19 protein-coding genes and 2 pseudogenes are annotated in these 24,258 nt (G+C 70.3%); 9 read left to right on the top strand and 12 right to left on the bottom strand.

The features are described from left to right. Nucleotides 1–555, bottom strand: coding sequence for an NADPH-dependent F420 reductase (locus tag J2S44_RS05250; protein ID WP_310409467.1), 555 nt, complete (start codon nt 553–555; stop codon nt 1–3). A 284-nt stretch (nt 556–839) separates the two neighbouring features. On the opposite strand from J2S44_RS05250, the gene J2S44_RS05245 reads away from it, so the two are divergent. Further along, complete coding sequence (locus tag J2S44_RS05245) at nt 840–2,231, top strand: amidohydrolase family protein (protein ID WP_310409466.1); 1,392 nt, start codon at nt 840–842, stop codon at nt 2,229–2,231. Nucleotides 2,232–2,282: 51 nt separating this feature from the next. On the opposite strand, the gene J2S44_RS05240 is transcribed toward J2S44_RS05245, so the two are convergent. From J2S44_RS05240 to J2S44_RS05225, 4 genes are all read right to left on the bottom strand, one after another. Next, nucleotides 2,283–4,931: an AAA family ATPase gene (locus tag J2S44_RS05240; protein WP_310409464.1), complete on the bottom strand. Its 2,649-nt coding sequence runs from the start codon at nt 4,929–4,931 to the stop codon at nt 2,283–2,285. Nucleotides 4,932–5,150: 219 nt separating this feature from the next. After that, nucleotides 5,151–5,927 carry an SDR family oxidoreductase gene (locus tag J2S44_RS05235; protein ID WP_310409463.1) on the bottom strand — a complete coding sequence of 259 codons (777 nt, stop codon included), beginning with the start codon at nt 5,925–5,927 and terminating at the stop codon, nt 5,151–5,153. Between the two features lie 31 nt (nt 5,928–5,958). Beyond that, a complete protein-coding gene (locus tag J2S44_RS05230; protein WP_310429483.1) occupies nt 5,959–6,696 on the bottom strand; it encodes an SDR family NAD(P)-dependent oxidoreductase in 738 nt (245 codons plus the stop codon). Between the two features lie 16 nt (nt 6,697–6,712). Continuing rightward, entirely contained in the window at nt 6,713–7,507 is a 795-nt protein-coding gene (locus J2S44_RS05225) for an SDR family NAD(P)-dependent oxidoreductase (RefSeq protein ID WP_310409462.1), read from the bottom strand. Nucleotides 7,508–7,856: 349 nt separating this feature from the next. Between J2S44_RS05225 and J2S44_RS05220 the strand changes: the two genes are divergently transcribed. Next, nucleotides 7,857–10,133 carry a helix-turn-helix domain-containing protein gene (locus J2S44_RS05220; protein WP_310409461.1) on the top strand — a complete coding sequence of 759 codons (2,277 nt, stop codon included), beginning with the start codon at nt 7,857–7,859 and terminating at the stop codon, nt 10,131–10,133. Here the strand turns inward: J2S44_RS05220 and J2S44_RS05215 are convergent. The 3 genes from J2S44_RS05215 to J2S44_RS05205 form a co-directional block, all read right to left on the bottom strand. After that, complete coding sequence (locus J2S44_RS05215; RefSeq protein ID WP_310409459.1) at nt 10,106–10,453, bottom strand: STAS domain-containing protein; 348 nt, start codon at nt 10,451–10,453, stop codon at nt 10,106–10,108. The genes J2S44_RS05220 and J2S44_RS05215 overlap by 28 nt on opposite strands. A 238-nt stretch (nt 10,454–10,691) precedes the next feature. Further along, entirely contained in the window at nt 10,692–12,599 is a 1,908-nt protein-coding gene (locus J2S44_RS05210; RefSeq protein WP_310409457.1) for an FtsX-like permease family protein, read from the bottom strand. Nucleotide 12,600: 1 nt separating this feature from the next. Further along, nucleotides 12,601–13,329 (bottom strand): ABC transporter ATP-binding protein, encoded by a 729-nt coding sequence (locus tag J2S44_RS05205; protein ID WP_310429481.1) that lies wholly within the window; start codon nt 13,327–13,329, stop codon nt 12,601–12,603. A 293-nt stretch (nt 13,330–13,622) separates the two neighbouring features. Between J2S44_RS05205 and J2S44_RS05200 the strand changes: the two genes are divergently transcribed. Continuing rightward, entirely contained in the window at nt 13,623–15,344 is a 1,722-nt protein-coding gene (locus J2S44_RS05200; RefSeq protein ID WP_310409455.1) for a Na+/H+ antiporter, read from the top strand. A gap of 161 nt (nt 15,345–15,505) precedes the next feature. Here the strand turns inward: J2S44_RS05200 and J2S44_RS05195 are convergent, their stop codons facing one another. After that, the gene (locus tag J2S44_RS05195) at nt 15,506–16,462 is read right to left on the bottom strand and encodes an AraC family transcriptional regulator (protein ID WP_310409453.1); all 957 of its coding nucleotides are present in this window, start codon (nt 16,460–16,462) and stop codon (nt 15,506–15,508) included. 132 nt (nt 16,463–16,594) lie between these two features. On the opposite strand from J2S44_RS05195, the gene J2S44_RS05190 reads away from it, so the two are divergent. Then, nucleotides 16,595–16,885: a DUF1330 domain-containing protein gene (locus tag J2S44_RS05190; RefSeq protein ID WP_310409452.1), complete on the top strand. Its 291-nt coding sequence runs from the start codon at nt 16,595–16,597 to the stop codon at nt 16,883–16,885. Nucleotides 16,886–16,957: 72 nt separating this feature from the next. Here the strand turns inward: J2S44_RS05190 and J2S44_RS05185 are convergent, their stop codons facing one another. Further along, nucleotides 16,958–17,860 carry an NADP-dependent oxidoreductase gene (locus J2S44_RS05185; RefSeq protein ID WP_310409451.1) on the bottom strand — a complete coding sequence of 301 codons (903 nt, stop codon included), beginning with the start codon at nt 17,858–17,860 and terminating at the stop codon, nt 16,958–16,960. A gap of 314 nt (nt 17,861–18,174) precedes the next feature. On the opposite strand from J2S44_RS05185, the gene J2S44_RS05180 reads away from it, so the two are divergent. The 4 genes and pseudogenes from J2S44_RS05180 to J2S44_RS42845 all read left to right on the top strand — a co-directional run bounded on the left by J2S44_RS05180 (nt 18,175) and on the right by J2S44_RS42845 (nt 22,131). After that, nucleotides 18,175–20,436, top strand: a complete 2,262-nt coding sequence (locus J2S44_RS05180; protein WP_310409449.1) for a helix-turn-helix domain-containing protein — start codon at nt 18,175–18,177, stop codon at nt 20,434–20,436. Nucleotides 20,437–20,602: 166 nt separating this feature from the next. Beyond that, nucleotides 20,603–20,902 carry a hypothetical protein gene (locus tag J2S44_RS05175; RefSeq protein ID WP_310409448.1) on the top strand — a complete coding sequence of 100 codons (300 nt, stop codon included), beginning with the start codon at nt 20,603–20,605 and terminating at the stop codon, nt 20,900–20,902. A gap of 156 nt (nt 20,903–21,058) precedes the next feature. After that, nucleotides 21,059–21,295, top strand: a pseudogene (locus J2S44_RS05170) (transposase); the annotation flags it as partial. Between the two features lie 446 nt (nt 21,296–21,741). Further along, nucleotides 21,742–22,131, top strand: a complete 390-nt coding sequence (locus J2S44_RS42845; protein WP_374727958.1) for a transposase — start codon at nt 21,742–21,744, stop codon at nt 22,129–22,131. Here J2S44_RS42845 and J2S44_RS05165 read toward each other — a convergent pair. Beyond that, a pseudogene (locus tag J2S44_RS05165) lies at nt 22,029–22,668 on the bottom strand (transposase family protein); the annotation flags it as partial. The gene J2S44_RS42845 and the pseudogene J2S44_RS05165 overlap by 103 nt on opposite strands. A 148-nt stretch (nt 22,669–22,816) precedes the next feature. Then, complete coding sequence (locus J2S44_RS05160; protein WP_310409447.1) at nt 22,817–23,137, bottom strand: putative quinol monooxygenase; 321 nt, start codon at nt 23,135–23,137, stop codon at nt 22,817–22,819. A 222-nt stretch (nt 23,138–23,359) separates the two neighbouring features. Between J2S44_RS05160 and J2S44_RS05155 the strand changes: the two genes are divergently transcribed. Beyond that, a complete protein-coding gene (locus J2S44_RS05155) occupies nt 23,360–24,184 on the top strand; it encodes a transposase family protein (protein WP_310409445.1) in 825 nt (274 codons plus the stop codon). Nucleotides 24,185–24,258 lie beyond the last annotated feature (74 nt).

The following is a 24,258-nucleotide window of genomic DNA, read 5'->3' as shown; positions in this document are numbered from 1 at the left end:
TCACCCCCACCGGTCCTCCGGCAGGCGATACCAGGCGAAGTGCGGTCCGTAGCCGTTGCCGGCGATGGCACGGACCAGGCGCAGGTGCTGCTCCAGCAGTGCGGCACGGCTGAGATCCCCGATGAACACCGGGGTGAACCCGATGTCGCGGATCAGATGCTCGGTGACCGGCCGCGCCGCCGCGTCGGCGGCGTACAGGTGGCTCGGGCGGATCGGCTGGCGCTCGATATCGTCGTACAACAACGCGTAGTCGGTGTTGAACGCCTTCGCGACCGGACCACCGACCAGCGACTGCACCAGGTGCGCCAGGGACGGGTGCCCGGCCGGCGGCGGGCCCTGAAGGTTCGTCGCATCGATGGTCATCGCGCCGCGATAGCCGCGCACGTGCCACAGGGCCCGGGGAATCGCGGCAGCCGGCACGGCGATGACGAGTACGTCGGCGCGGGTGACGTCCCCGCCGTCGCGTCCCAGCGTCGTGACCTGATGGCCGGTCTTCGTCCAGAACCGGGACAGGGCTGAACCGAGATGCCCGCGCCCTACGACTGCGATCTCCATCTGGCACCCTCCTGATTCCTCTGACGCGGCAGCGGTGGTGCGATGGCGGCTCACTCTCCCGGACCTCGGTGCGCGTGGAATCGGTGACGTCGCCTATCCGAGCCGTCGGAGTCCGGCGACGGCGCCAGGCTCCCGGAACAGTGGATGGGCTCGGCACTTCTAGGCGAAAGCCGCCGATTCGACGCGGTCGCCTCGGCTGTCATCGTCGGATCAGCCGATCACGGCCGCCGGTGGTACGACGCCGGCCTCTCTCCCCGCAGTGCCAGAACCAGGAGGAACAACCCATGACCGACCGCACCGCCACCCTGGCCGGCCTGCGTCAGCGGGCAGCTGACCCGCAGCGCCGGATCCTGTTCACCAACGCCACAATCATCTCGATGGACCCGCAGATCGGGATCCTCCGCCGCGGCGACTTGCTGGTGGAGGGAGCCCGGATCGCCGCGGTGGCTCCCGACCTGCGCTCGCAGGGTGCCGGCGACGGTGCGGTCGTCATCGACGCGACCGGCGCCATCCTGTGCCCCGGCTTCGTCGACACCCACCGCCACTCCTGGCAGGCGGCCCTGCGGCGGATCATGCCCGATGTCAACGACCTCGGCGAGTACGTCATGTCCACCCTCGCCCGGTACGCGCCGGTCTATCAGCCCCAGGACATCTATCTCGGCACCCGGCTCGCCGCGCTCAGCGCCATCGACAGCGGCATCACCTGCCTGCTCGACTTCTCGCACAACGCCCGTACCGCCGCGCACTCCGACCACGCCATCCAGGCGCTGCTGGACAGCGGCATCCGCGGTGTCCACGCCTCGATGCGGCCACACTTCGGCGACTGGGACGGGCAGTGGCCGGCCGACCTCACCCGCCTGCAGCAGCAGTACTTCAGCTCCGCGGACCAATTGCTCACGCTGCGCCTGGCGGCTCTCGCCACGGACGAAATCGCCGGTCCGGACCTGGCCTACGGGCCGCGGCTGGCGCAGGTCGCCCGCGACCTGGGCATCGGCGTCAGCATCGACGCCGTCTTCGGTACCACGTCGTCCACCGCGATTCTCGGCTGGGCGCGCGACGGTCTGCTCAACCCCGGCGTCACCCTCATCCATTCGACCGGCCTCACCGGTGAGGCCTGGAAGGTGATCGGGGACACCGGCGGCACCGTGGCGCTGGCCCCGGTCTCCGAGGCCCAGATTGGTCTGGAGACCGCGGTGCCCGCCGTCGACGAAGCCCTCGCCGTCGGCATCCGCCCGGGCCTGAGCATCGACGTGGAGGTCGCCCTGCCGGGCGACATGTTCATCCAGATGCGCACCCTGCTCTCCATCCAACGCATGCGCGCCGTCAGCGCCGGCTACGGCACCGATCAGATCCCTCCCCGGATCACCACACACGATGTGCTCGACTTCGCCACCCTGCAGGGTGCGCGCACCAACGGCCTGGAATCGGTGACCGGCTCGCTGACCCCCGGCAAGCAGGCGGACCTGCTGCTGATCCGCGCCGACGACCTCAACAACATGCCGCTCAACGACCCGATCGGTACGGTCGTGCTGGGCAGCGACGCCCGCAATATCGACGCTGTCTTCATCGCCGGGCAGGTCCGCAAGTGGGAGGGCGCCGTTCTGGACGTCGACCTGCCGGCACTCAGGAACGACATCGAGGCGTCCCGCGACCGGCTGCTCGCCGCCGCGCAGTGAGGCCCCGCAGTCCCCGGGTCCGCCCGCCCGGGGACTGCGCCGGCGCGGCGTTCAGGCCGGAATCGCCGTGAGCGCCGCGTCGGTCGCCGGCCCGGTGAGGTCGCCGAGGTCGGCAAGCTCCCGCCGGGAGGTGACACGCAGCTTGGCGAAGACGTTACGCAGGTGCGCCTCCACGGTGCGCGGGCTCAGGTACAACGCCTGCGCCACCTCCCGGTTCGTGGCGCCGCCGGCGACCAGCCGGGCTACGGCGAGTTCCTGAGCGGTGAGCTGGCCGGCGGACTGACCACCGCCCCGTCGCAGACTCATTCCCGTCGCGGCCAGTTCCCGCGCGGCGCGCTCGGCGAAAGCGGCGGCCCCGATCGCGGTGAGCTGACGGTGCGCCAGACGCAGCTGGACGCGGGCCTCGCGTTTGCGCCTTTCCCGGCGCAGCCACTCCCCGTAGAGCAGGTGCGCCCGTGCCAGCCGCGGCACGGCGTTACTGTTCGTCAGCTCGTCAAGCGCCATCCGGTAATGGTCTTCGGCCTGGGCGCCGGGTGTGACCAGGGCACCGCACAACGCGGCCAGCCCGCGGCTCCAGGCGGACGGGTGAAGCTGTGCCCGCTGCGACAGCCGCCGCGCCAACGGCTCGGCGATCTCCGGCCGGCCGGCCCGGACCGCGGCTTCGACGACCTCCACCGGCAGCCAGGCGTGAAAGCCGCCCTCGTCGAGTTCAGCCGCGAGCCGGCCCGCCTCGAGGGCGTCGGCATACCGGCCCAGCCCGTTGAACAACACCGTTCTGGCGTAATCGAAGCCGGTCAAGGACCAACCCTCACCGCGGGCGACCATGCCGGGCGTCCGCTCGGTGATCAGCCGTTCCACATGGCTCTGCCCGCCCTGCCATGCGGCGACGGCGACACTGACGTGCGGCAGCGGGGGGACCCCGATGGCGGCGGCTGACGTGTCACCGTCGTCGGCCAGAGCTGCTGCCTCCGCGAACTCACCGGCGTGCAGATGCCAGAGCGCCTGGTAGGCGGCGATGACCGGAACCGATCCGAGGGCGCCGTCCTGCCGGGCCCTCACCAGCTGATGCCGCGTGGCCGCCCGGAATCCGTCCTCGTCCCATGCGTCGCCGGCCTGCCTGGCGAGGTGTCCCAGGACGGCGAGATCGCCTTCGCCCGCACCGGCTGGCGTCGCGGTGAGCGTTGCCCTGAGCTGCGTCACGATCTGTGGGTCGGCGAATCGTCCCTGCAGAACGGTGACCGCGTACGCATCCCGCCGGATTCGGCGTGCCTCGGCGGGATCGCTGAGCTCCGCCGCCTCCGCGGCCGCTAGCAGCATGCGCAGGGCTTCGCGGTTGTGTCCCTTGGCCAGGACTATCCGCGCTTCCAGTACGTCGGCCGCGGCCGAACTGCCGGTGTACGTGGCATGTGTGCGCGCCGCGATCGTCAGCGCCGTCGCGGCTTCAAGGTTCCCGCTGAGCCGGTGGGCGTCCGCCGCGGCCAGCAGACGGCTGCGCCGCCGATCCGCGTCCGGTGTGCGGGCGGCCGCCAGACCGAGCAGGACGGCCGCGGCCGGCAGCCCGCCACGCCGCCGTGCGTCCGGAGCCGCGTCGGCGAGTTCCTGAGCGACGTCTTCGTCGAGGGCGTCGCTGGCGAATGCCCGGTGCCAAGCACGCCGGTCCGGGTCAGTCCGCGGGTCGATGACCGCGGAGATCGCCCGGTGCACTGCCTGACGGCCTTCCGGGGTGGCCGCGTGATAGACGGTGTGGCGGGTGTGGGGGTTCGGGAACCTCACATGCGAGTCGATGGTGAGCAGACCCGCCTCTTCCACCGTGCGGAGCGTGTCCTCGGGCAGGCCGAGGTGCCGCGCCGCGGCGGCCAGCAGCGCCGGATCACCGGTCGGGTCCGCGGCGGCCACGGTGAGCAGTTGTCTGGTCGCATCGGGCAGTGTGGCCAGCACCGGAAATGGGGTTTCCAGCGCATTGGTCCAGCTCGGCGGCGGTGGGCAGTCGTATCCTCCGCCGAACGCCCACGGCGTCGTCGCGGTGAAGTCGGTCAGCAGGCCCGGATTGCCGCGCGCCTCGGCGACGAGGCGCTCTCTCACCCGGGGATCCATCGGGGTGAGCGCGCGGGTGGTCAGGAAGTCCCTGGCGGCGGCATCGCTGAGCCGGGCCGGGGTCACCGCGGGGAGTCCGTCGAACGACGTGGCGGCACCGTCGCGGTGCGCGAACAGCAGGAGCACCGGGAGCCCGGCCAGCCGGGGTGCGACGCTGCGCAGCACGGCCAGCGTGGCGAGGTCGATCCATTGAGCGTTCTCGACCACGCACACGACCGGGCCGCACCGCGCGGCGTCCGCCAGCCAGCTCAGTAGCTCCGCGATGAGGACCGGGGTCTTCTCCAGCGGCAGATCGGCGGAGTTCACCACCTGGTGCAGGACGGGCGCCGACGAGGCGAGGTTGTCGCCGCGAGGGCCGAGCGCGCAGGACAGCAGGTGCAACCCGGCGAAGGGCACCTTGCGCTCGTGGTGGCTCCCCACCACCCGCAGGATCGTGAAACCCGCGGCGTACGTCCTCAGCGAGTGCTCGACGAGTGCGGACTTGCCGATCCCCTCGGCGCCCCGGATCACGGCCGCGGTGCCCGACCCGGCGCGCACGGCGTCGAACAGCCGGCCGATACGGGCGAGGTCCTCGTCACGTTCGTACAGCGTGGCGCTGGCGCTCATCGGCCGGTTCCCAGGTCACATGGTGCGGCGATGGTGCGCATTCGGCTTCCCCCACGTACGGCTGTCTTCTCCTGGTCCCTTCATCGAAGCCGTTCCGCCATCCGGAGACCAGGAAGAAGACACGAAGAGTTGGCCCGCCGCGGGCTCGGCGCGCAGCTGCCGGTGGAGGTCGCCCCCCACGACCTCCACCGGCAGCCGCCGCCCCGCGCGGTGCTGGACCTAGATGATCTGCTCGGTGGGCAGGATGGTGATCTCGGTGAGGTTCACGTGCTTGGGTACCGAGGCCAGGAACGCGACGGTCTCGGCGATGTCAGCGGACTGCAGCACGTCGATCTGCTTGATCAGGTCCGCCATCAGCTTGGTGGCGTCGGGATCGGTGACGTGCAGTGGCAGCTCGGTGTCGACCATGCCGGGCTCGACGGCCGACACACGCACCTTCTTGCGCCCGAGTTCGGTGCGCAGCACCCGAGCCAGGTGACTGAGGTAGGCCTTCGTGCCGGAGTACACCTGGAACTTCTCCAGGACGCGGGTGGCGGCGATCGACGACGTGAAGATCAGGTCTGCGGAGCCACCGGCAGCGGCCGCCGACTCGAGGTCGTGCACGAACGCCTGAACGGTGTTCATGACACCCTTGACGTTCAGGTTGATCTGCTCGTCCCAGTCGTCGATCGTCAGGTCGCCGATCGGGGAGACGTGCTGGACCCCGGCGTTGGCGAACACCAGGTCCACGGTGCCGAACTCGTCGTGCACGGCCTCGACGGCGCGGGCCAGCGCGGCGCGGTCGGTGACGTCGGTCGGCACCGCCAGCGCGTGGCCGCCGCGCTCGGTGATGCGAGCGACGGCCGCGGTGAGGCGGTCCTCGCGGCGGGCCAGCAGAGCGACGTTGGCGCCCAGCACGGCGAGCCGCTCAGCGGTCGCCTCGCCGATGCCACTGGACGCGCCGGTCACCACCGCGATGCGGCCGGAAAGCGGGCTTCCCGTCAGAACGGTGCTCATGGTCGGTTTCCTTTCCTGGGGTGAACTGGTGTCAGTTGTGAACGGGCAGACCGGCCGACTCGCCGCCGTCGGCGATGAACTCGGCCCCGGTGCTGAAGGCGGAGTCGTCGCTGGCGAGGAAGAGCACCAGCGGGGTCAGCTCGGTGTCGGTGGCGGTGCGATGCAGCGCGACGTTGGCGGTGTTGTCACCGAGCTCCTCCGTCATCGGTGTGCGCACGAAACCGGGGTGCACCGAGTTGACGCGGATGCCGTACTGGCCGAGGTCGAGGGCCGAGGTCTTCGTGAGGCCACGGATGCCCCACTTCGAGGTCGTGTACGCGGGTAGCCACGCATATCCGGTCATTCCCGCCGTCGAGGAGACATTGATGATCGAGCCACCGCCGGCTGCCTTCAAGGCCGGGATGACCGCTTTCGTGCCGTTCCAGATGCCGGTCAGGTTGACGCCGATGACCTCGTCCCACAGTTCGTGGGAGTGCGTCTCGATGGACTCGCGCCGGAAGATGCCGGCGTTGTTCACCAGCACATCGAGCCGGCCGAACCGCTCCACCGTCTGCGCGACGACGTCGGTCCAGCGCGCGCGGTCACGGACGTCGAGTTCGGCGAAGAACGCCCGGTCGCCGAGCTCGTCGGCCAGCTCGGCACCGAGATCGGCGAGCACGTCGGCGATGACGACGCTCGCTCCCTCCCGCACGAACCGGCGGGCGTGCGCCGCACCCATGCCGCGGGCGCCGCCGGTGATGATGGCTACTTTGCCGTCGAGCTTTCCCATTGCTCCTCCTTGAGCCTCAGTGCCGGATGAGTGATGTGGTGCGTGCTGCGAGCGCAGCCGCAACAGAGGGATCGCGTGCCTCGTCGCTCGGCGCCACGATCTCTCCGTCGTCTATGTAGGTACCGGTGGGCACCTCTGCGGTGATGGCCTCGATGACGCGCCGGCCGCCGTGCTCCACCCGGACCCCGCCGCCGCCGAACATGGCGTGCAGCAGTCCGGTGCTGATGACGCCGGGGCTGATGGTGACGACGTCGACACCGCGACCGGCCAACTCGCCGGCGAGCCGTAGCGAGTAGCTGAGGATCGCCAGTTTGGACTGCGCGTAGGCCCGCACGGCGTCGTAGCCGTCGGTCAGGTTGAGGTCGTCCAGCGCGAGCCCGGTCATCCGATGCGTGGTGGAGCTGACGTTCACGATGCGTCCGCCGCGGTGGATTGCGGGCAGCAGCCGCTGGGTGAGCAGGGTCAGTGCGAGATAGTTGACCTGCAGGGTCCGTTCGTTGCCGTCCGTGGTGACCCGCCGGCGGCCGGCGCCGGGCACGCCGGCGTTGTTGACGAGGACGTCGATCGCGGGCACCGCCGCCCGGATCTCGGTTCCCGCCCGCCGCACCTGAGCGAACGACGTGAAGTCGGCGCGCACGTAGTGGACGTCGGTCTCGCCGCCGAGCTCCTTGATCAGCGGCGCGACGTCCGACGCCGGCTCCGGCCCCTGGATGACGAGCGTACGAACGGACGGCGCGAGCAGCCGCGCGGCCGCCTCCCCGATGCCGCTCGTCGCACCCGTCAGAACGACGGTCTTGTCGTCGAGTCTCATCGTTGGCCTCCTTCCGTGTCGGGCAATTCGACTGTCCCAACCGGCGGGGGTTGCCCGTATCCGTGTCTGTCGCCTAACAACACGGGCCGCGATCGCGCCGGCCACCGGGCGAAGGCGACGCCAGAGAAGCCGCGCCGGGCCGTACCGACATCGGCGATGACACCTATGCCGCGGTCTCACCGGAGATACCGGTCCGGTCCGGCTCCCCGCCGGTGTCCACGACCACAGGCCCGCCGCATGTGACGTCTTTGGCACGCCTTCATCGGATTCGCCGGCTACGACATACCGTGTACGTCTCCGGAGCGACCGCGCGAACGGACCGGGACCGATCCGCACGGAGGTGGGCGACATGAACGGCGAGGCGCTCGCGCCGATGCTGCGCCGCCTGCGCGTGGCGGCGGACATGACGCTGGAGGAGCTCGCCACCACCGCCGGTGTCACCGATCGCGCGCTCAGTGACCTGGAGCGAGGCGCCAGCCGGGGCGCGCGAGCCAGCACCATCGAGGCCCTCGCCGACGCCCTCCGGCTCGACGCGACTGCGCGGGCGGCGTTGTCCGCTGCCGCCCACGCCGGCCGTAGACGCGGTCAGATGGCTATGGCGCAGACTCTGCCGCTACCTTCGGCGCTGGCGGATTTCACCGGCCGGGCCGCGGAGCTGGCGACCATTCAGGCCGTGGTGAGCCGCACCCCGGCTGGCAGTGCGTGCCCGGCCGTTCTGATCAACGGCGAGCCGGGGATCGGGAAGTCCGCGCTGGCCGTGCAGGCGGCGACGCGGCTGGCGCCCCTGTTTCCGGACGGCCGGTTCTTCGTCGACCTGCAGGGGCTCGCCGACCATCCGTTGAGCCCGGAGGTACTGCTCATGCGCCTGATCCAGGCGGTGGAGCCCACGGCCGGCTCGTTCCCTCCCCGGCTGGCCGATGTCACCGCCGTCTGGCGCAGTGTCAGCAAGGGCAAACGGATCATCATCGTGCTGGACAACGCGGCGAATGAGGCACAGGTCCGCGCCGCGATGCCGGCACACGGGCCCGCCCTCGTCATCGTGACGAGCCGGCGGTTGCTCAGCGGGCTGGAAAGCGTGGACCGCGTCGTGCTGTCCCCGTTCCAGGAGCGGGAGGCGGTCACCCTGCTCGCGGAGATCAGCGCTGACCGCCCCGCCGGCGAGGCGGAGCTTCGCGAGCTGGCCCGCCTCTGTGCCAACCTGCCGCTGGCGATCCGGGTCGCCGGCAACCGTCTGGCGAGCCGGACCGACAAGGCGGCGGGTGACCTTCTCGCCCGGATGTCCGATCAGCAACACCGGCTGTCCGCGCTCTCCGCGGGTGAACTGAAGGTCAGCGCCGCCTTCTCGTTGTCGTACGAGCAGTTGTCCGTCGACGGCAGACGACTCTTCCGGCGGCTCTCCTTGACCTATGGCGCGACCTGCGGGGCAGCGATCGCCGCGATCGTCGAACCCCAGTCCGTCGTCGAGGCGGAGGACGCCCTGGACGAGCTGATCGAGCTCGGCCTGCTCCAGGAGTCGGAGGGTCACCGCGTCACGTTCCATGACCTGCTCCGGCTGTATGCGAAAGCCAAACTACGCGAGGACGACGACCCCGACGATGTCACCGCGGTCCGGACGCGGCTGCGGAACTGGCTGCTGGACACCACTATCGTCGCGGGACTGTGGTACGAGCCTGACAGTGCCGTGGAGCGGCCCGACGTGCGGGGCACCGCGATCGACTCGCCGGAGGCCGCCAAGGCGTGGCTGAAGGCGGAGGCGGAGAACTGGTTCGGCGCTCTGGCCGAGGCCGCCGAGATCGGTGACCACCAGCGGGTCGTCGACGTCGCCGAGTCACTGCACTGGTTCTCCGACCACTGGCTCGGCTGGGGCCGCTGGCATGAGGTGTTCGCCCTGTCGAGCGCGGCGGCCAGCAGTCTCTGCGATGACCGATTGCAGGCCACTCACCTGGGCTATCTCTCCTGGGCGCACAATTTCTGCCTCGCTCAGTACGAAGCCGGCTCCCGCTTCGCACAACGCGCGTTCTTCTTCGCCCAGCGGGCCGGTGACCGTCAGCAGATGGCGTGGGCGCGGACGTATCAGGCGTGGGCGCTGCTGCCGCAGGACCGCTACCTGGAAGCACTCGCCCCCGCGCGGGAGTCGGTCGAGCATTTCGCCGCCGCTGGTGACCGCGAAGGGCTGCCCCAGGCCCTGATCGGCCTGGGCAACGTGCTGCGCTCCCTGGGGCGGCACGAGGAAGCGCTCGATGCGATAGAACACGCCCTCACGCTGGTGACGGACCCGCGGACCGCGCCGAGATCGAGCATCGCCTACTTCACGACGATATCGGCGCATGCGCACGCCGCCCATGTTCATGTGCACCTGCGGCAGTGGGAGAAGGCGGTGGAATCGGTCGACACGGCACTGCGGCCCCACGAGACGCCGATTCCGTTCCAGCATCGGATCCGGCTGCTCGGGCGGCGAGCCGAGGCATACCAGCACCTCGGGGAGCATTCGGCTGCCCGGGACGACCTGGAGACCGTCTTGCGGCTGCAGGAGGCCGCGGATGACGAGGACGGCGCCGCGCGGACGAGGAGGAGGCTGCGGCACCTGCCCGGTTCCGATCAGGACACCGCGACGAGCGTCGTGTAGAAGCGGTCCCGCGCCACCGCCCGCTCCAGCAGAGGGAGGACTCCGGCGATGTCCAAAACTCTCCGGACGAAGCCCCGCGAGCCCGCGATCTGCAGGTCCACCCCGGCGCAGGCCGCGGCGGCGCGGCACCTCAGCAGGGCGCCGGTGGCGGCCATGTCGAGAAAGGCCAGGTGATGCAGGTCGACGAGGAGATAGCGTCGGCTGGCGGAGAACAGAGTCTCGACCGCTTCCGTGACCGCGTCCACACCGCTGATGTCGAACTCGCCGTGCAGGGTGATCACCGCGGCACGGCGGTACCGGTCGTCGACGGTGATGAACACAGAAGAGGTCATGGCCCGGCTCCCGGTGAACTCGTCCCCATCACTCCGCTGCGGGAAGGGTGAGGGACGTCCGGCGCGGTTGCCGCGCCGGAGGCGACGACCCGGACGGGTCGTCTGTCGGCGTTCACCATGCCGGCCGGCTGGCCGGCGGCGAATCCGTGGCGATCACCTATCTGCTGGACGACAACGAACGCGGTGGCCCGGCGGGTCCCGGTCAGGTGCCCCGCCGGGCCCGGTGTCACTGCCGCGCGCCCAGCAGGGCGACGGGATGCTCGCGGGTGGCCGACCAGGTGGTCAGCGCACTGCTCACCCCGGTGACAAGCACCGTGCCGGCAACGACGGTACCCACCAGCAGCCAGGGCACGTCCACCGTGACGATGCCCGTGACGGCCGCGGTCGTGGCGATCGCCCCGATCACGGTTCCCGCCGCCGCCAGCAGGCCGAGGAACAGCCCTGCGACGGCGACCAGTACGGACTCGGTCACCGCCGTGCGGACCACCTGTCGCCGGGTGAGTCCGGTGATGCGGACCGCGGCGAACTCCCGGGGCCGCGTCGCACCCGCGACCACGACCGAGTTGACGACCCCGATCAGCGCGTACAGTCCGCCCAGACCCATGACCATGATGAGGACACCGGTGCTGGTGGCCGTACGGGCCGCGCTGTCCCGCTCCAGCCACGCACCCAGGCCGGAGACCGTGCCGACCTCGGCGAGGGCCGAGACCGTCCGCTGCCGGGACACCCCTGGCACCAGCCGCACGAAGGTGTGCGACGGCACATCGGTAAGCTGCTCCGCCGGCATCGCGCCGGCCGGGAGCAATACCGTGGCGCCCCCACCGATCGCCTGCGGTACCGCGACCACAACCGGCAGCGGACCGAGGTCACGGTCACCCACGCGGACGCTCACCATGTCACCGACCGAGAAGCCGTCGGCGCCGGGCCCCGCCGCCACCGCGCCTTCCCGCAACGAGGTCAGGTCACCGGACGCGGGATGCGCCCGCGCGTACGCCGCGGGGTCGATCAGCAACGCGGTGGCGGACCGGGTGTAGGCCAGTTCGCCGCCGCCGGTGGTCAAGGCGATCGGCACCTCCACCTCGGTCGACGCGCTCTCCACACCGGGGATGGCGGTGACCCGCACGCCGTCCGGTGCCGGCCCGTCGACCACCAGGTCGGCGGAGATCAGCCGCTGTTGCTCCCGCTGGCCCGCGGCGGTGAACGACGACGACGCGGCGGCCTGTCCGAGCACCAGCGCGACCAGGACTATCACCGGTGCCGCGGTGGACGCGGTGCGTCGCCGGTCGTCGCGCAGGTTCGCCGCGGCGAGCTCGCCGAGCACACCGGCGGCCCGGACCGGAAGCAGGCGCGCCACCGCCGGCACAAGAGCCGGCCCGAGCAGGGTCAACGCGATCGCCGCGCAGACCGACACGGTCATCGCCATGGCCTGTCCGCCGACGGCCCCTCCCACGGGGGACAGCCCGATCAGGGTGATCGCGCCGACGAGGAACAGCAGCCCGGTCAGCAGCCGGGGCATGGTCATCACCCGCGCCGCCTCCCCGGTCTCCCGCAACGCGTCCAACGGCCGGACCCGGGCGGCGCGGCGGGCGGCGAGCAGCACGCCGGTCACGGCCAGCACCACCCCGGTGCCCACGGAGACGGCGACGATCCAGCCACGCCACTGACCGGTGAACCCGTCCGGCACGAATCCGAGACGGCGCAACAGCGAGGTCTGCACCGCCATGAGCGCCACCCCGGCCGGCACACCCGACGCCGATCCCACCAAGCCCAGCAGGACCGCCTCACCGAGCAACAGCCGCCGTATCTGACGGCGGGCTCCCCCGACCAGCCGCAGCAGAGCCAGCTCTCGGCGGCGCTGTTCGACCGTGAACGCGAAGGTGGAGCTGATGATGAAGACCGTGAGCAGCGCCGCGAACCCCAGGGTCACTCCCAGCAGCGCCACCGCCGCCTCGGTGCTCGCGTCGAACCGCATGCGAGCGAGGGCGGTAGCACCGGGTGGTGCGCTGGTGGTGGCCGCCGAGACGAGGAGCAGCACCGACGATTGCACCAGTGCCACGCCCAGGCACACCGTCAGCACGGCACCGGCGAACAGCGCCCGGCGTTCACGGAAGCCCGCCCAGCTCAGTCGCAGCATGTCACGTCTCCAGCGCGACGAGACGGTCCGCGACGGCACGCACGTCGGCACCGGCGAGCCGGTCGACGATGCGTCCGTCACGCAGGAACACGACCGCGTCGGCGCGGGCGGCGGCCGCCGGATCGTGTGTCACCATCACGATCGTCTGCCCGCCGTCGGCGGAAGCCCGCAGCAGCCGCAGCACATCGCGGGCCGAGCTGGTGTCGAGCGCGCCGGTCGGTTCGTCGGCGAACAGTACCTCCGGCCGCGTCACCATGGCACGGGCGATGGCGACCCGCTGCTGCTGGCCGCCGGACAGCTCGCGGGGGCGGTGTCCGGCCCGTTCCTCCAGTCCGACGGCCGCCAGCGCGTTTCGCACCTCGGCACGGGGTGGCCGCCGACCGGCCATCCTCAGCGGAAGCGCGACGTTCTGCTCCGCGGTGAGCGCGCCTACCAGGTTGAAGCTCTGGAAGATGAAGCCGATCCGGGTACGGCGCAGCCGCGACAGCGCGTCGTCGTCGAGGGTCGTCAGGTCGGTGTCGCCGAGCATCACCCGGCCGGCGTCGACTTGTTCGAGGCCGGCGGCGCAGTGCAGCAGGGTCGACTTGCCCGAACCCGACGGACCCATCACCGCGGTCCAGCTGCCTCGCCGGAAACTGATGTCGATGCCGTCGGCGGCGCGGACCGCTGTCGGCCCGGCCCCATAGGTGCGGCTGACGCCCTCCAGGGCGATCACCGTGTCTGATTGCATCTTCGGTCCTGTCGCGTGAGTCGATGGTGGCGGCGTCGACCGGCCGTGCCAGCCGGTCAGGCCCCCCGCCCGACACGGGCGGCAGTGTGACGATCGCGAAGGTGCGGTGGGATCGAATCGGTGGTGATCGCCTACGGTCACCGCACCGTGCAGGCTGCCCGCACGTGGTCGCGGTCCGCCGGCCGCCGCTCGGAACGTAGTGATGCCGGTCGAACGTCGTGTCCGTCCCAAGCTCTCGTGGCCGGCCGACGAGCGCCCAGCGCGCGGTCCGCTAACCGAATACGTCCGCGGTCATGAAGGCCTCCCACACCCATTTAGGTAGCCGTCACCGATACGACAGGGCGCGACATGGCGAACCATCGAGTCGATCTCGACTCGATGGAGGGCCCGCCATGCAGGTTCAGCTTCTCCTGGTGATGATGGTGTGCCTGATCGCCGTGTCGCCAGCCCTGGCCCGGCTCGTTCGGCTGCCGGCGCCCACCATCCTGTTCCTGGCCGGGTGCCTGCTCTCGGCCGTCCCCGCCGCCGCGCACGTCGAACTCCCGCCGGAGGCCGTGCTGCTGATCGTGCTTCCGGTGCTGCTGTTCTGGGAGGGCTACTCCACCTCCATCCACCATCTGCGCCGCTACTGGCGGCCGGTGCTGCTGCTCGGCGTGCCGCTGGTCCTGCTCACGGCTGCCGCCGTGGCGGTGGCCGCGCGCGCGGCGGGACTGCCGTGGATCGCCGCGTGGGCGCTCGGTGCGGCGGTCGCGCCGACTGATGCGAGCGCGGTCGCGGCGTACGCCCGGGCGCTGCCTGGCCGATGGATGACGGTGCTGCGGGCGGAAAGCCTGATCAACGACGGTACGGCGCTGGTCGTGCTGGCGGCCGTGATCGCGGTGAGCCAGGGCCACGCCACCGACGGCTGGTCGTTCGGGGTGGACATGCTGCGCTCGTACGCGTCCGGTCTGGCCGCCGGTCTCCTGGCCGGCGCGCTCGGGTTACTGGTGTTGCGCCGGGTGGTGGATCCGGTGGTCACCGGTGCGGTCGCGCTGGCGTTGCCGTTCGCGGCGGCGGTGCCCGCCGAGGCCGTGCACGGGTCAGCTGTCGTCGCCGTGGTGACCTGCGCGCTGACCGTCAGCCGCAGGTCTCGTCGGATCACGGCGGGCCGGACCCGGCTGCAGGCCTTCGCTTTCTGGGAGATCACCACCTTCCTGCTCGGCGGTGCGCTGTTCGTGGTCAGCGGTCTGCAGGCACGCCGGTTGTTCACCGCGGTGGAGCCTGGGGCGGCGCTGCGCCTGGTGGGGTGGGGCGCGCTGATCGCGGTGGTGGTGCTGGCCGTACGGATCTCCTGGCTTTTCGCCAGCGCCTGGACTATTCGGCTGGTGGACCGCAGGCCCGTCCAACGGGAGCTGCGGGCGCCGGCCCGGACCCTGCTGGTGCTGGGCTGGTCCGGCATGCGGGGCGGCATCTCCATCGCGGCCGCGCTGACGGTGCCTGCGGTGGTGGCCGCGGCTGCTTTCCCCGGCCGGCCAGAGATTCTGATCCTGACGTTCGTGGTGGTCGCGATGACCCTGCTCGTGCAGGGCGCGACGCTGCCGCTGGTGATCCGTTGGTCGCGTATCGGTGCGGACCACGACGATCCGCGGCCGGCGCTGCGGGCGGTCAATCGACTCCTCGCCGACCGGGCGGTCACCGCCCTGGACCAGGCCGCGGTGCGGGGTGACGCGTCGCCGGAAGCGGTCGAGCGGGTGCTCGCAGACCTCCTGGACGAGCGGGAGCGCGGCGGCGGGCTGTCCGACCACGATCGGCACACCGCACAGGTACGGCTGCGCCTGCTCGAGCATCTCCGGCGCGAGCTGGTGACCATGGCGTCGCGCAACGAGGTGGAGGATTCGCTGATGTGGCAGGTCCAGGAGCGACTCGATCTCGAGGAGGCCCGCTGGGCGGCCCTTCTCGGCAGTGCGGGCCCGGAGGACGATCCCGGTCAGGCTGCTGCCGGCGTGCGAGACGAGGCACGGGACGTGGCGCGATAGCGACCCGGAGGTTCATGGCCGGGCGCGGTCAAAGGCGGCTGTGCCGGCCCATCTGCAGCAGCCGTTCATGCGGGACAACTTCGCTCAGCTACCGGCCTCATCGTGTCCGGCCTGGAGGCGTACCGGCTGATCCCGGTCGCCGTCTGATCCCCGGACGTGGATCAGGCGGTCGACACCCCGCCCAGGTCGTAGTCGTGCTGGACAGGTTCCTGCCGCCGAGTGCGGCGGAACCGGCCCGGTGACACCCCGAATCGCCGTTTGAACGCGTTCGCGAAAGCGAACTCCGAGGCGTAGCCCACCCGCCGGGCGATGGATGCCAGTGGCGCGTCCTCGCGGACGAGGAGCTGGGCCGCGCGGTTGAGCCGCCACCAGGTGAGGTAGGCGAGTGGTGGCACGCCCATGGCAGCGGCGAACCGCCGTGCGAACGTGGTGCGGGACAGATCGGTCAGCGCCGCGAGTTGCTGGACGGTCCATGGCCGCTGCGGTGCGACATGCATCTGGCGGAGGGCGGCCGCGACTGCGGGATCGTCGAGGGCGGCCTGCCAGCCCGTACCCGGACGCCGCGTCGCCTCCTCCCTCAGCCAGGCACGCAGCACGTAGACGAGCAGCAGGTCCAGCAAGGCCGGCAGGGCCGCGTCGGCGCCCGGCTGCGGGTCGGACAGGTCGGCGGCCAGCAGGTCGACCGCCGACCGCAGTGCGGGGTGGTGCCCGAGCTGCGCCGGAAGGTGGATGACCTCCGGCAGGGACCTCAGGAACGGGTGCGGCTGCGCGTGATCCAAGCGGTAGGCGCCACAGAGCAGGGTGGCACAGTCGGCCTCCTCGTCGCCGTCACCGCGATCGGGGCCGCCCGAGTCCGGCGGCAGGAGAGCGAGATCCCGGTCCGGGCTGCCGGCCAGACCGTGCACCGCTCCGCGGGGCAGCAACACGACGTCACCGGCGGACAGACGCACCGGCGGCTCCGAGTCGGTGAGCAGCCAGCAGCTGCCGGCCAGCACGACGTGGAAGCCCATCCCCGGCTCCGGGCCGAAACGGTTGCCCCACGTGCCCAGATGGCGGGTCCGGGCGAACTTGGCCCGGCCGGTCCGCAGGGAGCCGATCACCTCGCTGAAGATGTCCACGTATCCAGCGTATCGCCTACTGGTACGACCACGTATGAAATGGGCCGTATCAAGCATGGAGGCGCTCAATTCCGGTACTTAACGTGGAGGGCAGGTCGGTAACCGTGCCGACCAAGATCTAAAGGAGCCAGCATGTCCGCATTCGTCGTCATCGACCTCGACATCGCCGGCCCGGACGGGTTCCGTCAGTACGTCGAGGGCGCCGGGCCCCTGATCGAGCGATTCGGTGGCCGCAACCTCATCACTGACGAGAACGCCCTGGTCCTGGAGGGCGACTGGAAGCCGTCGACGCTGGTGATCCACGAGTTCCCCGACCGGGAGACCGTCCAGCGGTTCTGGGACTCCCCGGAGTACCAGCCGCTCAAAGACCTGCGTCGTAAGCACTCCACGGTGAAGGTCGTCGTCGGCGAGAACCCGTCCTGAGCAGGGCCGGGACGGCCGCGGAGCCCGGCGCCGAGCCTCATCGGCGCCAGGCGTCCCGCCGGAACGGACAGGTCAGGGGGCGAGAAGTCCGGAGCGCCGCTCTGGCGACATCACGTGCAGCACCCGCTTGCCGCGAACGCGGCGGGTACCCAGATCCCGGTAGGCGTCCTGAATCTGGTCCATCGGGTAGGCCCGCGTGATCGGAATGACGAGCTGTCCGGTCGCTGCGAGGCCGGCGATCCGCTCCCAGATCTCCGGGGTGTCCGCCTGCTCCTGAGCCGCGGAGCGGACACCGTACTTCCTGATGGCGTTTCCGTCGGCGATCGTGTTGATCCGGTACGGCGGCACTCCCAACGCGATCGCCACGTCGACGTTGCCGGCACCGAAGGTGTCCAGGTACGCGTCCACCCCGTCGGGCGCCGCCTCCTGGAGACGCCCGAGCAGGCCCGGGCCGTACCGGACCGGGGTCACGCCCAGGGAGGCGAGGTAGCCGAGGTTGCCCTCGCCCGCGGTGCCGATGACGTGGGCGCCGCGCAGAGCCGCCAGCTGTGCGGTGATGACGCCGACCCCGCCGGCCGCCGCGGACACGACCACGGTCTCACCCTGCTGGGGGGCGACCACGCCGACACCGGCCCACGCGGTCGCGCCGGCACCCGCAATCGTCGCCGCCTCATCCCAGCCGAGCCCCGCCGGCTTGCTGGCGAGTGCCGAGGGGGCGGCTACGACGAACTCGGCTTGCGCGGCCCGCGGTGCGAAGCCGAGCACCGGCTGACCGACGCGGAATTCCGTCACGCCCTCCCCGACCTCGGCCACGACGCCGGAGTAGTCGTTGCCCTGCCCCTCCGGGAACGCCGCCGGCCAGATCGCGGCGAAGACGCCCTCACGGATGCCGATCTCGCCGGGATTCATGGCGGCGGTGACCACCTCGACCAGCACCCGACCGGGCGGAGTCTCCGGCCGAGGGACGTCCACCACCCTCAGCACCTCGGGACCGCCGTACCGCTCGAATCGCACTGCTCGGGGCACTGTTCTCCTTCAGATGGTTGTCGGCGCGGTGACGTCCGCGTTGCCGATTCTGCCGATCCGGCCGGGCCCTGGTATCCGTGTGACTCGCCTAATCACCACACCCCGGCCGCCTTCGGCCGAAGCACCTCGGCCGGCCACGCGCCCCTCGATCAGCTGGGTGCCCGCCGCGATTTGCGCAGACGGGAAGAGCGTCGGCAACGTCACGCCCGCACGGACCGTCCCGGTCACTCCGCCGCTGTGATCATGGAAGCGTGGTAAATGTCGTGGGTGAACCAGCCGCCGTCGAACGCGCCGAGTTCGGCCCACTGCTGCGCCGGCTGCGCCTGGCCGCCGGGATGACCCTCGAGCAGTTGTCGGAGGCGTCCGGTGTCAGTGACCGCGCCATCGGTGACATGGAGCGCGGAATCAGCAAGGGCCCCCGGGCCGGCACCGTCACCCTGCTCTGCACGGCGCTGAGCCTGGACGACGAGAACCGGCACGCGCTGACGGCAGCGGCCCGGGCCGGTCGGCAGCGCGACCTTCCGCAGACCGGCGGGTACGCCGGCCTGCCGCTACCGCGCGCCGTGCCCGACTTCACCGGCCGTAACGACGAACTGAACAGCATCCGCGAACGGGCCACAGCGGCACACCCGCCTCGGGCGGTCCTGATCAGCGGGCCCGCCGGGTTCGGTAAGACCTCGCTGGCCCTGCACGCCGCCGCCGAACTGACATCGGCCTTCCCTGACGGGCAGTACTTCGTCGAGCTGCAGGGGCTGGGCCCACTCGACGTGCTGACCCGGCTCATCCGCGCCGCCAACCCACGCTCACCCGCCGTCCCGCAGGACCTGATGAAGGCCACCGCGATGTGGCAGCGCATCAGCCGCACCCGGCACATTCTGCTCGTGCTGGACAACGCCACTGACGAAGCCCAGATCCGGGCCGTGTTATCCGACGACGGCCCGGCATTGACGATCGTGACGAGCCGCCGTCTGTTACGTGGCGTCGACGGGCTCGAACGACTGCCGTTGGAACATCTGAGCGAACAGGATTCCTTGGCGCTTCTCGGCCGGCTGACGGCTGGACGCACCGTGGCCACCGACGAGCTACGGCAACTGGCCGAACTGTGCTACCACGTGCCGCTGGCGATGCGCGTGGCCAGCAACCGGCTGGCCAGCCGCCGGTACTGGACCGCGGCCGATCTGATCGCCCGGCTGGCGACCGATCGGCGTCGCCTGGGCGCACTCTCCGCCGGTGATCTGCAGGTGAACGCCGCGTTTGCGCTGTCCTACGACCGGTTGACCCCGGACGCCCAGCGATTGTTCCGCCGGCTGTCACTCGCGACGGGTGCCACCACAAGCCTCCAGACGGCCGCGGTACTCATGGACCGGTCCACCGGCGAGACCGAGGATCTACTCGACGAATTGATCGAGGCGAGCCTGCTCGACGAAGCGTCACCCGGCCGTGTCCGCTGCCACGACCTGTTGCGCTACTACGGCGAACAGAAGCTGCGGCAGGAGGAACCGTCCGAGCAGGTCCAGGCAGTCCGCCGACGGCTGCGGCAGTGGCTGCTGACCACGACCGTCACCGCCGGCCGGTGGTTCGCGCCTGACCCCGCCTCGGTCGCTCGTACCGCCGCACTGCCGAAGATCACGTCGCAGGAGACGGCGGAGGCCTGGCTGCAGGCTGAGAACGACTCCTGGTTCGCCGCTCTGCGACAGGCCGCCCGGGACGGGGAGCATCGGCTGGTGGTCGATGTCGCCGAGTCCCTGCACTGGTACTCCGACCGGTGGCCGTACTGGCACCGCTGGCACGACGTCTTCGCGCTCTCCGCCGAGGCCGCCCGTGCGCTAGGCGACGATCGGCTCCAGGCCACCCATCTGGCACACCTGTCCTGGACCCGGCTGCACTCGATGGTGGATTACGAGCACGCCTTGCGGTATGCCGATCAGGCGTTCGATATCGCGTCTCGCGTCGGTGACCGCGCCCAGATGGGCTGGGCACGCGCCTACCGCTGTGCGGCGCTCGCGAAGCTCGGGGAGCGCGACGAGGAGCACCTGTCGGCGGCGCAGCAGGCCGCCGACTACTTCACCGACGCTCAGGACTGGGTCGGACTGTCACAGGCCATGATCGGTCAGGGTGTCACGCTGCACGCTCTGGGCCGCTATCACGAGGCGCTCGCCGCCTTCGGACGTGCCGTGGCGCTGACCGAGGACCCCGCCACGGCACCGAGCGAGTCGTCCGCGGCCATGACCATCGCCGGAGCGCTGTCCCTGTCGGCCCTTGTGCACGTGGAGCTGCAGCAATGGGACGCCGCGATCCGGGTCACCACCCGAGCGATGCGGACCCCGGGCTTGTCGGCCGCGGCCGCCAGCCGCAGCCGCAGCCTCAATATCCGCGCGCGGGCCTACCAGGAACTCGGCGATCCGATCGCGGCCCGCGCCGATCTCGTCGCGGTACGGGACATCAAAACTGTCGACGGCGATACAGCGGGTCTGCGCGAGGTGGAGGAGCGACTACGCACTCTCCGCACACCGCAGCAGCATTGAACCGAGCGCGCGGGTAACCGGCCTCGACCCCGTCTCCGACCTGCCGGCTCGCCAGGTCTTGGGCTTCGTGGTGGTTCCACGGCCCTCCGGCTCGTCGACGACCGTAAGGTTGGCCGCCCGGGGTATGCGATGCCCCGGCCGGCCATGTCGTCAAGGAGGCGCGGCGGTGGGGCTCGGGGTGTATGTCGAGAACCAGGTGCACGAGCGACGCTATGCCGGCACGGAGGCGAGCTCTTCGCTGCAACGCCTGGTGGCGGCGAGTGACCGGGAGCGGCACCACCTGGTGTCGAGGGTCGATTCCTACGGTGACACCATGATCAACCTGATCCAGCTGCCGCAGCTGACCGTGGAGCTGGACGAGATCGCGAGCCGCAAACCGGAACTGCGGGCCGACGTGCAGGCGTTGGGGGCGCTCATCGAGGAGGCGACCCGGGCGCGCGGATATCTCTGGATCTGCGGTGACTGAGTGGGACCCGCTGCCGGCAGCGCAACTCACGGAACGATTCGTCTACCGCCCTCCCGGCAACCTCGACGTCCCGGTGCCGCGCCGCTGATGTGTGCCGGCGTCACGGTGGGGGAGCCGCTCAAGCGCTGAAGGGTCGGCGGTTGGGTTGAGCTGGTCATGGGCGAGCGGAAGGCATATCCCAGTGACCTCACCGATGAGCAGTGGGCGGTGGTGGGCCCGTTCTCGGACGCGTGGAAAGCGAAGCATCCGTCAGTGTCGGGACACACCGGTCGCTACTCGTTGCGGGAGATCCTCAACTCGATCTTCTACCAGAACCGGACCGGATGTCAGTGGGCATGTCTGCCGCACGACCTGCCGCCGAAGTCCGCAACCTACTACTACTTCGCGTTGTGGCCGTATCGCGGGGGCAGGGCATCGTCGCCAAGGGGGCGAGCGCCATCGGCAACGGGGCTCGCAAAGCGGCTGGCGTTCTCCCGGCCAGCGCGGTGGACTGGAGCGGAACCGCGCTGGGTTCGCTGCAGCGCACGCTGGCCAAAGTCTCGCGCGCGGGACTTTCGCGGGCTCAGTAGGACGCAGCCTGGGACCAGGTGACGCTCACCAACAGGATCCGGGCGGTGCTGCGTCTGTTCTTCCCGGCCGCGCTGGCCGCGTTCGAGCGCGGTGGTCGACACCGGCTCGACTCGCCGGCCGCACGGGCCGTTCTGACCGCGGCGTCCACGCCGGAGGCCGCGGCCGCATTGACCGTCGACGAGCTGGCGTCGTTGCTGCGCACTGCTGGCCGCCAGCGCGGCATCACCGCAGAGGCGGCCCAGCTTCATGCGCACTTGAGCAGCAAGCAGATGCGCCAGTCCGCGGCAGTGGAAGACGCGATGGGGCTGCAGCTGCTGGGCCTGGTCGGGCAGCTCGATGCGCTCTGCCGAACGTTGGAACGGCTAGAGCAGCGCATCGACGAGATGTTCACAGCGCACCCTGACGCGAAGATCGTCACCAGTGTGCCGGGGCTCGGGGTCCAGCTGGGCGCGCGGCTGCTGGCGGAAATCGGCGACGACCGGGGCAGGTTCGCCGACGCACGAGCGCTTCGGGCGTTCGCTGGCGCGGCCCCGGTAACGAGGGCGTCAGGCAAGAGCAGCTTCGCGTGGGCGCGGTTGACGGCCTTCTGTCGGCGTGACAGCTTCGGCCGGCGGCAGTGCCGCTTGAACGGTGTCCGGACGGTGCCGCAGGCGCCCTGATAGCCCTTGTCCGCGAAAGTCATCACGTTCGCGCTGTTCAGCGCGTCGATGATGCCGTGGGCGTGAGCGGCGGTCAGGTCGTGAACGGCACCGGGCAATGCGGCCGACGCCCAGACCGGACGCCCGGCCGCGTCCGCGACGACCTGCACGTTCACCCCGTGACGTTTGTGTTCTCCCGAGTAGTGAGGCTTCTGGTCGGCGACCCGGTCGATCGGGATCAGGGCACCGTCCAGGATCGCGTAGGCCAGCAGCCTGATGCGCCGCATCGCGGCATTCAGGTCGTCGGCGGCGGCGCTGAGCAGGGTGATTGCTTCCTGGACGTAGCGCCAGGCGGTCGCGATCCCGATCTCGGACCCGGCGGCGAGACAGGTGTAGGTGTCGCCGTTGCCCAGGTGAGCCAGGGCGAGCAGGGCCTGGCTCACCTGAGGCCAGTCGGTCTCCACCGGGATTTGCGCTGCCGGCGGTGGCTGCGGACGCGGTCGGCGAGGCGGTGCAGGGTCCGGCTGGACAACGAGATCGTGGAGGGTAAGACAGCATGGCGAGGCTCCCGGTTGGGGCATCTGATCTTGGTCGATTGCTGTCTTACCGGGAGTCCCGTCCTACATGGACACCGGCCTCCCACCCCGCCCGTGACCTACACCATCACGATGAAATGGCTCCATGATGACGAATGGCGGCTGCCGTACTAAGCGGGCCGGAATGGGCGGAGCAAGGTGATTCCGTCCTCGATGGAACCCTCGATCAGCTCGAGCATCTGCGGCACGAGCTCTTGCATACGGGGCGCGCCGAGGTGCGAGTCGAGGGCCTCGCGATTCTCCCAGCGTTCGTAGATGACGAAGGTGTCAGGCCGGCCTTCGACCTCGTAAGCCTCATAGTCAATGTTGCCGGCGTCGTTGCGGGAGGGCGTGACGGCGGCCGTGATGAAAGCCTTCAGATCGGCCTCCCGCCCAGTCCTGGCCCGGGCCTGCCAAATTACAGTCACATAGCCGTTAGACGTCGTGGTCATTGTCGAATTTCCTTTGCTCGTTGGTGATTCGAGTCTTCTGCCTGCCCACATCCGTTGCCAGTGAGGTGATCTCAACGAGGACTTGCGGCGCGGTTCTGCTGTAGACACGGGCATATCGGGTCGAAGCGGATGGTGCTGGATATGGGCGTGGAGCCATCGATAGACAGGTTCTTGCGACGGAACAGGTCTACGAGAGGGCTCCACGTGATCGCTTATCCTGCCATGCTCGACGTGCCCAGGGAACTGGTGCGCTACCTTGCCCAGCTGCTGTCCGCCGAACGGCGGGCGAGGGGCACCCGTCGCGGGACACGGTCGTTGACCTGCTTCTACCAGGCGCTGCTGGTCATAGTGTGGTTCCGCAAAGCCGAAGACGCCACGGTGCTGGGCGCCGGGTTCGGGATCTCCCGGGCCACCGTTTACCGGTATCTCGCCGAAGGCATCACCGTGCTGTCCGCCCAGGCACCTGATCTGCATGAGGCGTTACAACGGGCCGCCGACGAGGGCTGGGCGTTCGTCATTCTGGACGGCAAGCTGTTCGACTGTGACCGCCTCGCGGAGACCGCCACCAGCGTGAAGGGCGAGACGATCGACGCCTGGTACTCGGGAAAGCACCGGGACTTCGGCGCGAACGTCCAGGCCGTCATGCGCCCTGACGGGCTGATCATCTGGACCTCACCGTCACTGCCCGGGCATATGCATGATCTCAGCTGCGCTCAGCAGCTGGGCGTCACCGCCGCGTTGAACTGGGCCGCCGCCGAACTGCAGCTGCCGGCCCTCGCCGACGCCGGCTACGAAGGAGCAGGTCACGGCATCAAAACCCCCACCAAACAACCGGCCGGCGGCCGGCAACTCGCGGTGGCGAACCGGACGGTGAACCGGCTGCTACGCGGCCTGCGCTGGCAAGGCGAACGCGGCTTCGCCATCCTCGTCGGCCGCTGGAAAACGCTACGCCATACCACCGCCAGCCCACGACGAATCGGTGACATCGTCGCCGCCGCACTTCACCTCACCCACTTCGAATACCGAATCCTGCCCGAAACTCACTGAGATCACCTCAGTGATAGATAGTCCCTGGATAAGAACTCAGGTCATCGAGATCAGGCGCTGCAACTTCTCCTCGG

Origin of the sequence: Catenuloplanes niger, from assembly GCF_031458255.1 — a bacterium.
Taxonomy (GTDB): domain Bacteria; phylum Actinomycetota; class Actinomycetes; order Mycobacteriales; family Micromonosporaceae; genus Catenuloplanes; species Catenuloplanes niger.
This window is presented reverse-complemented; position numbering and strand designations above follow the sequence as displayed.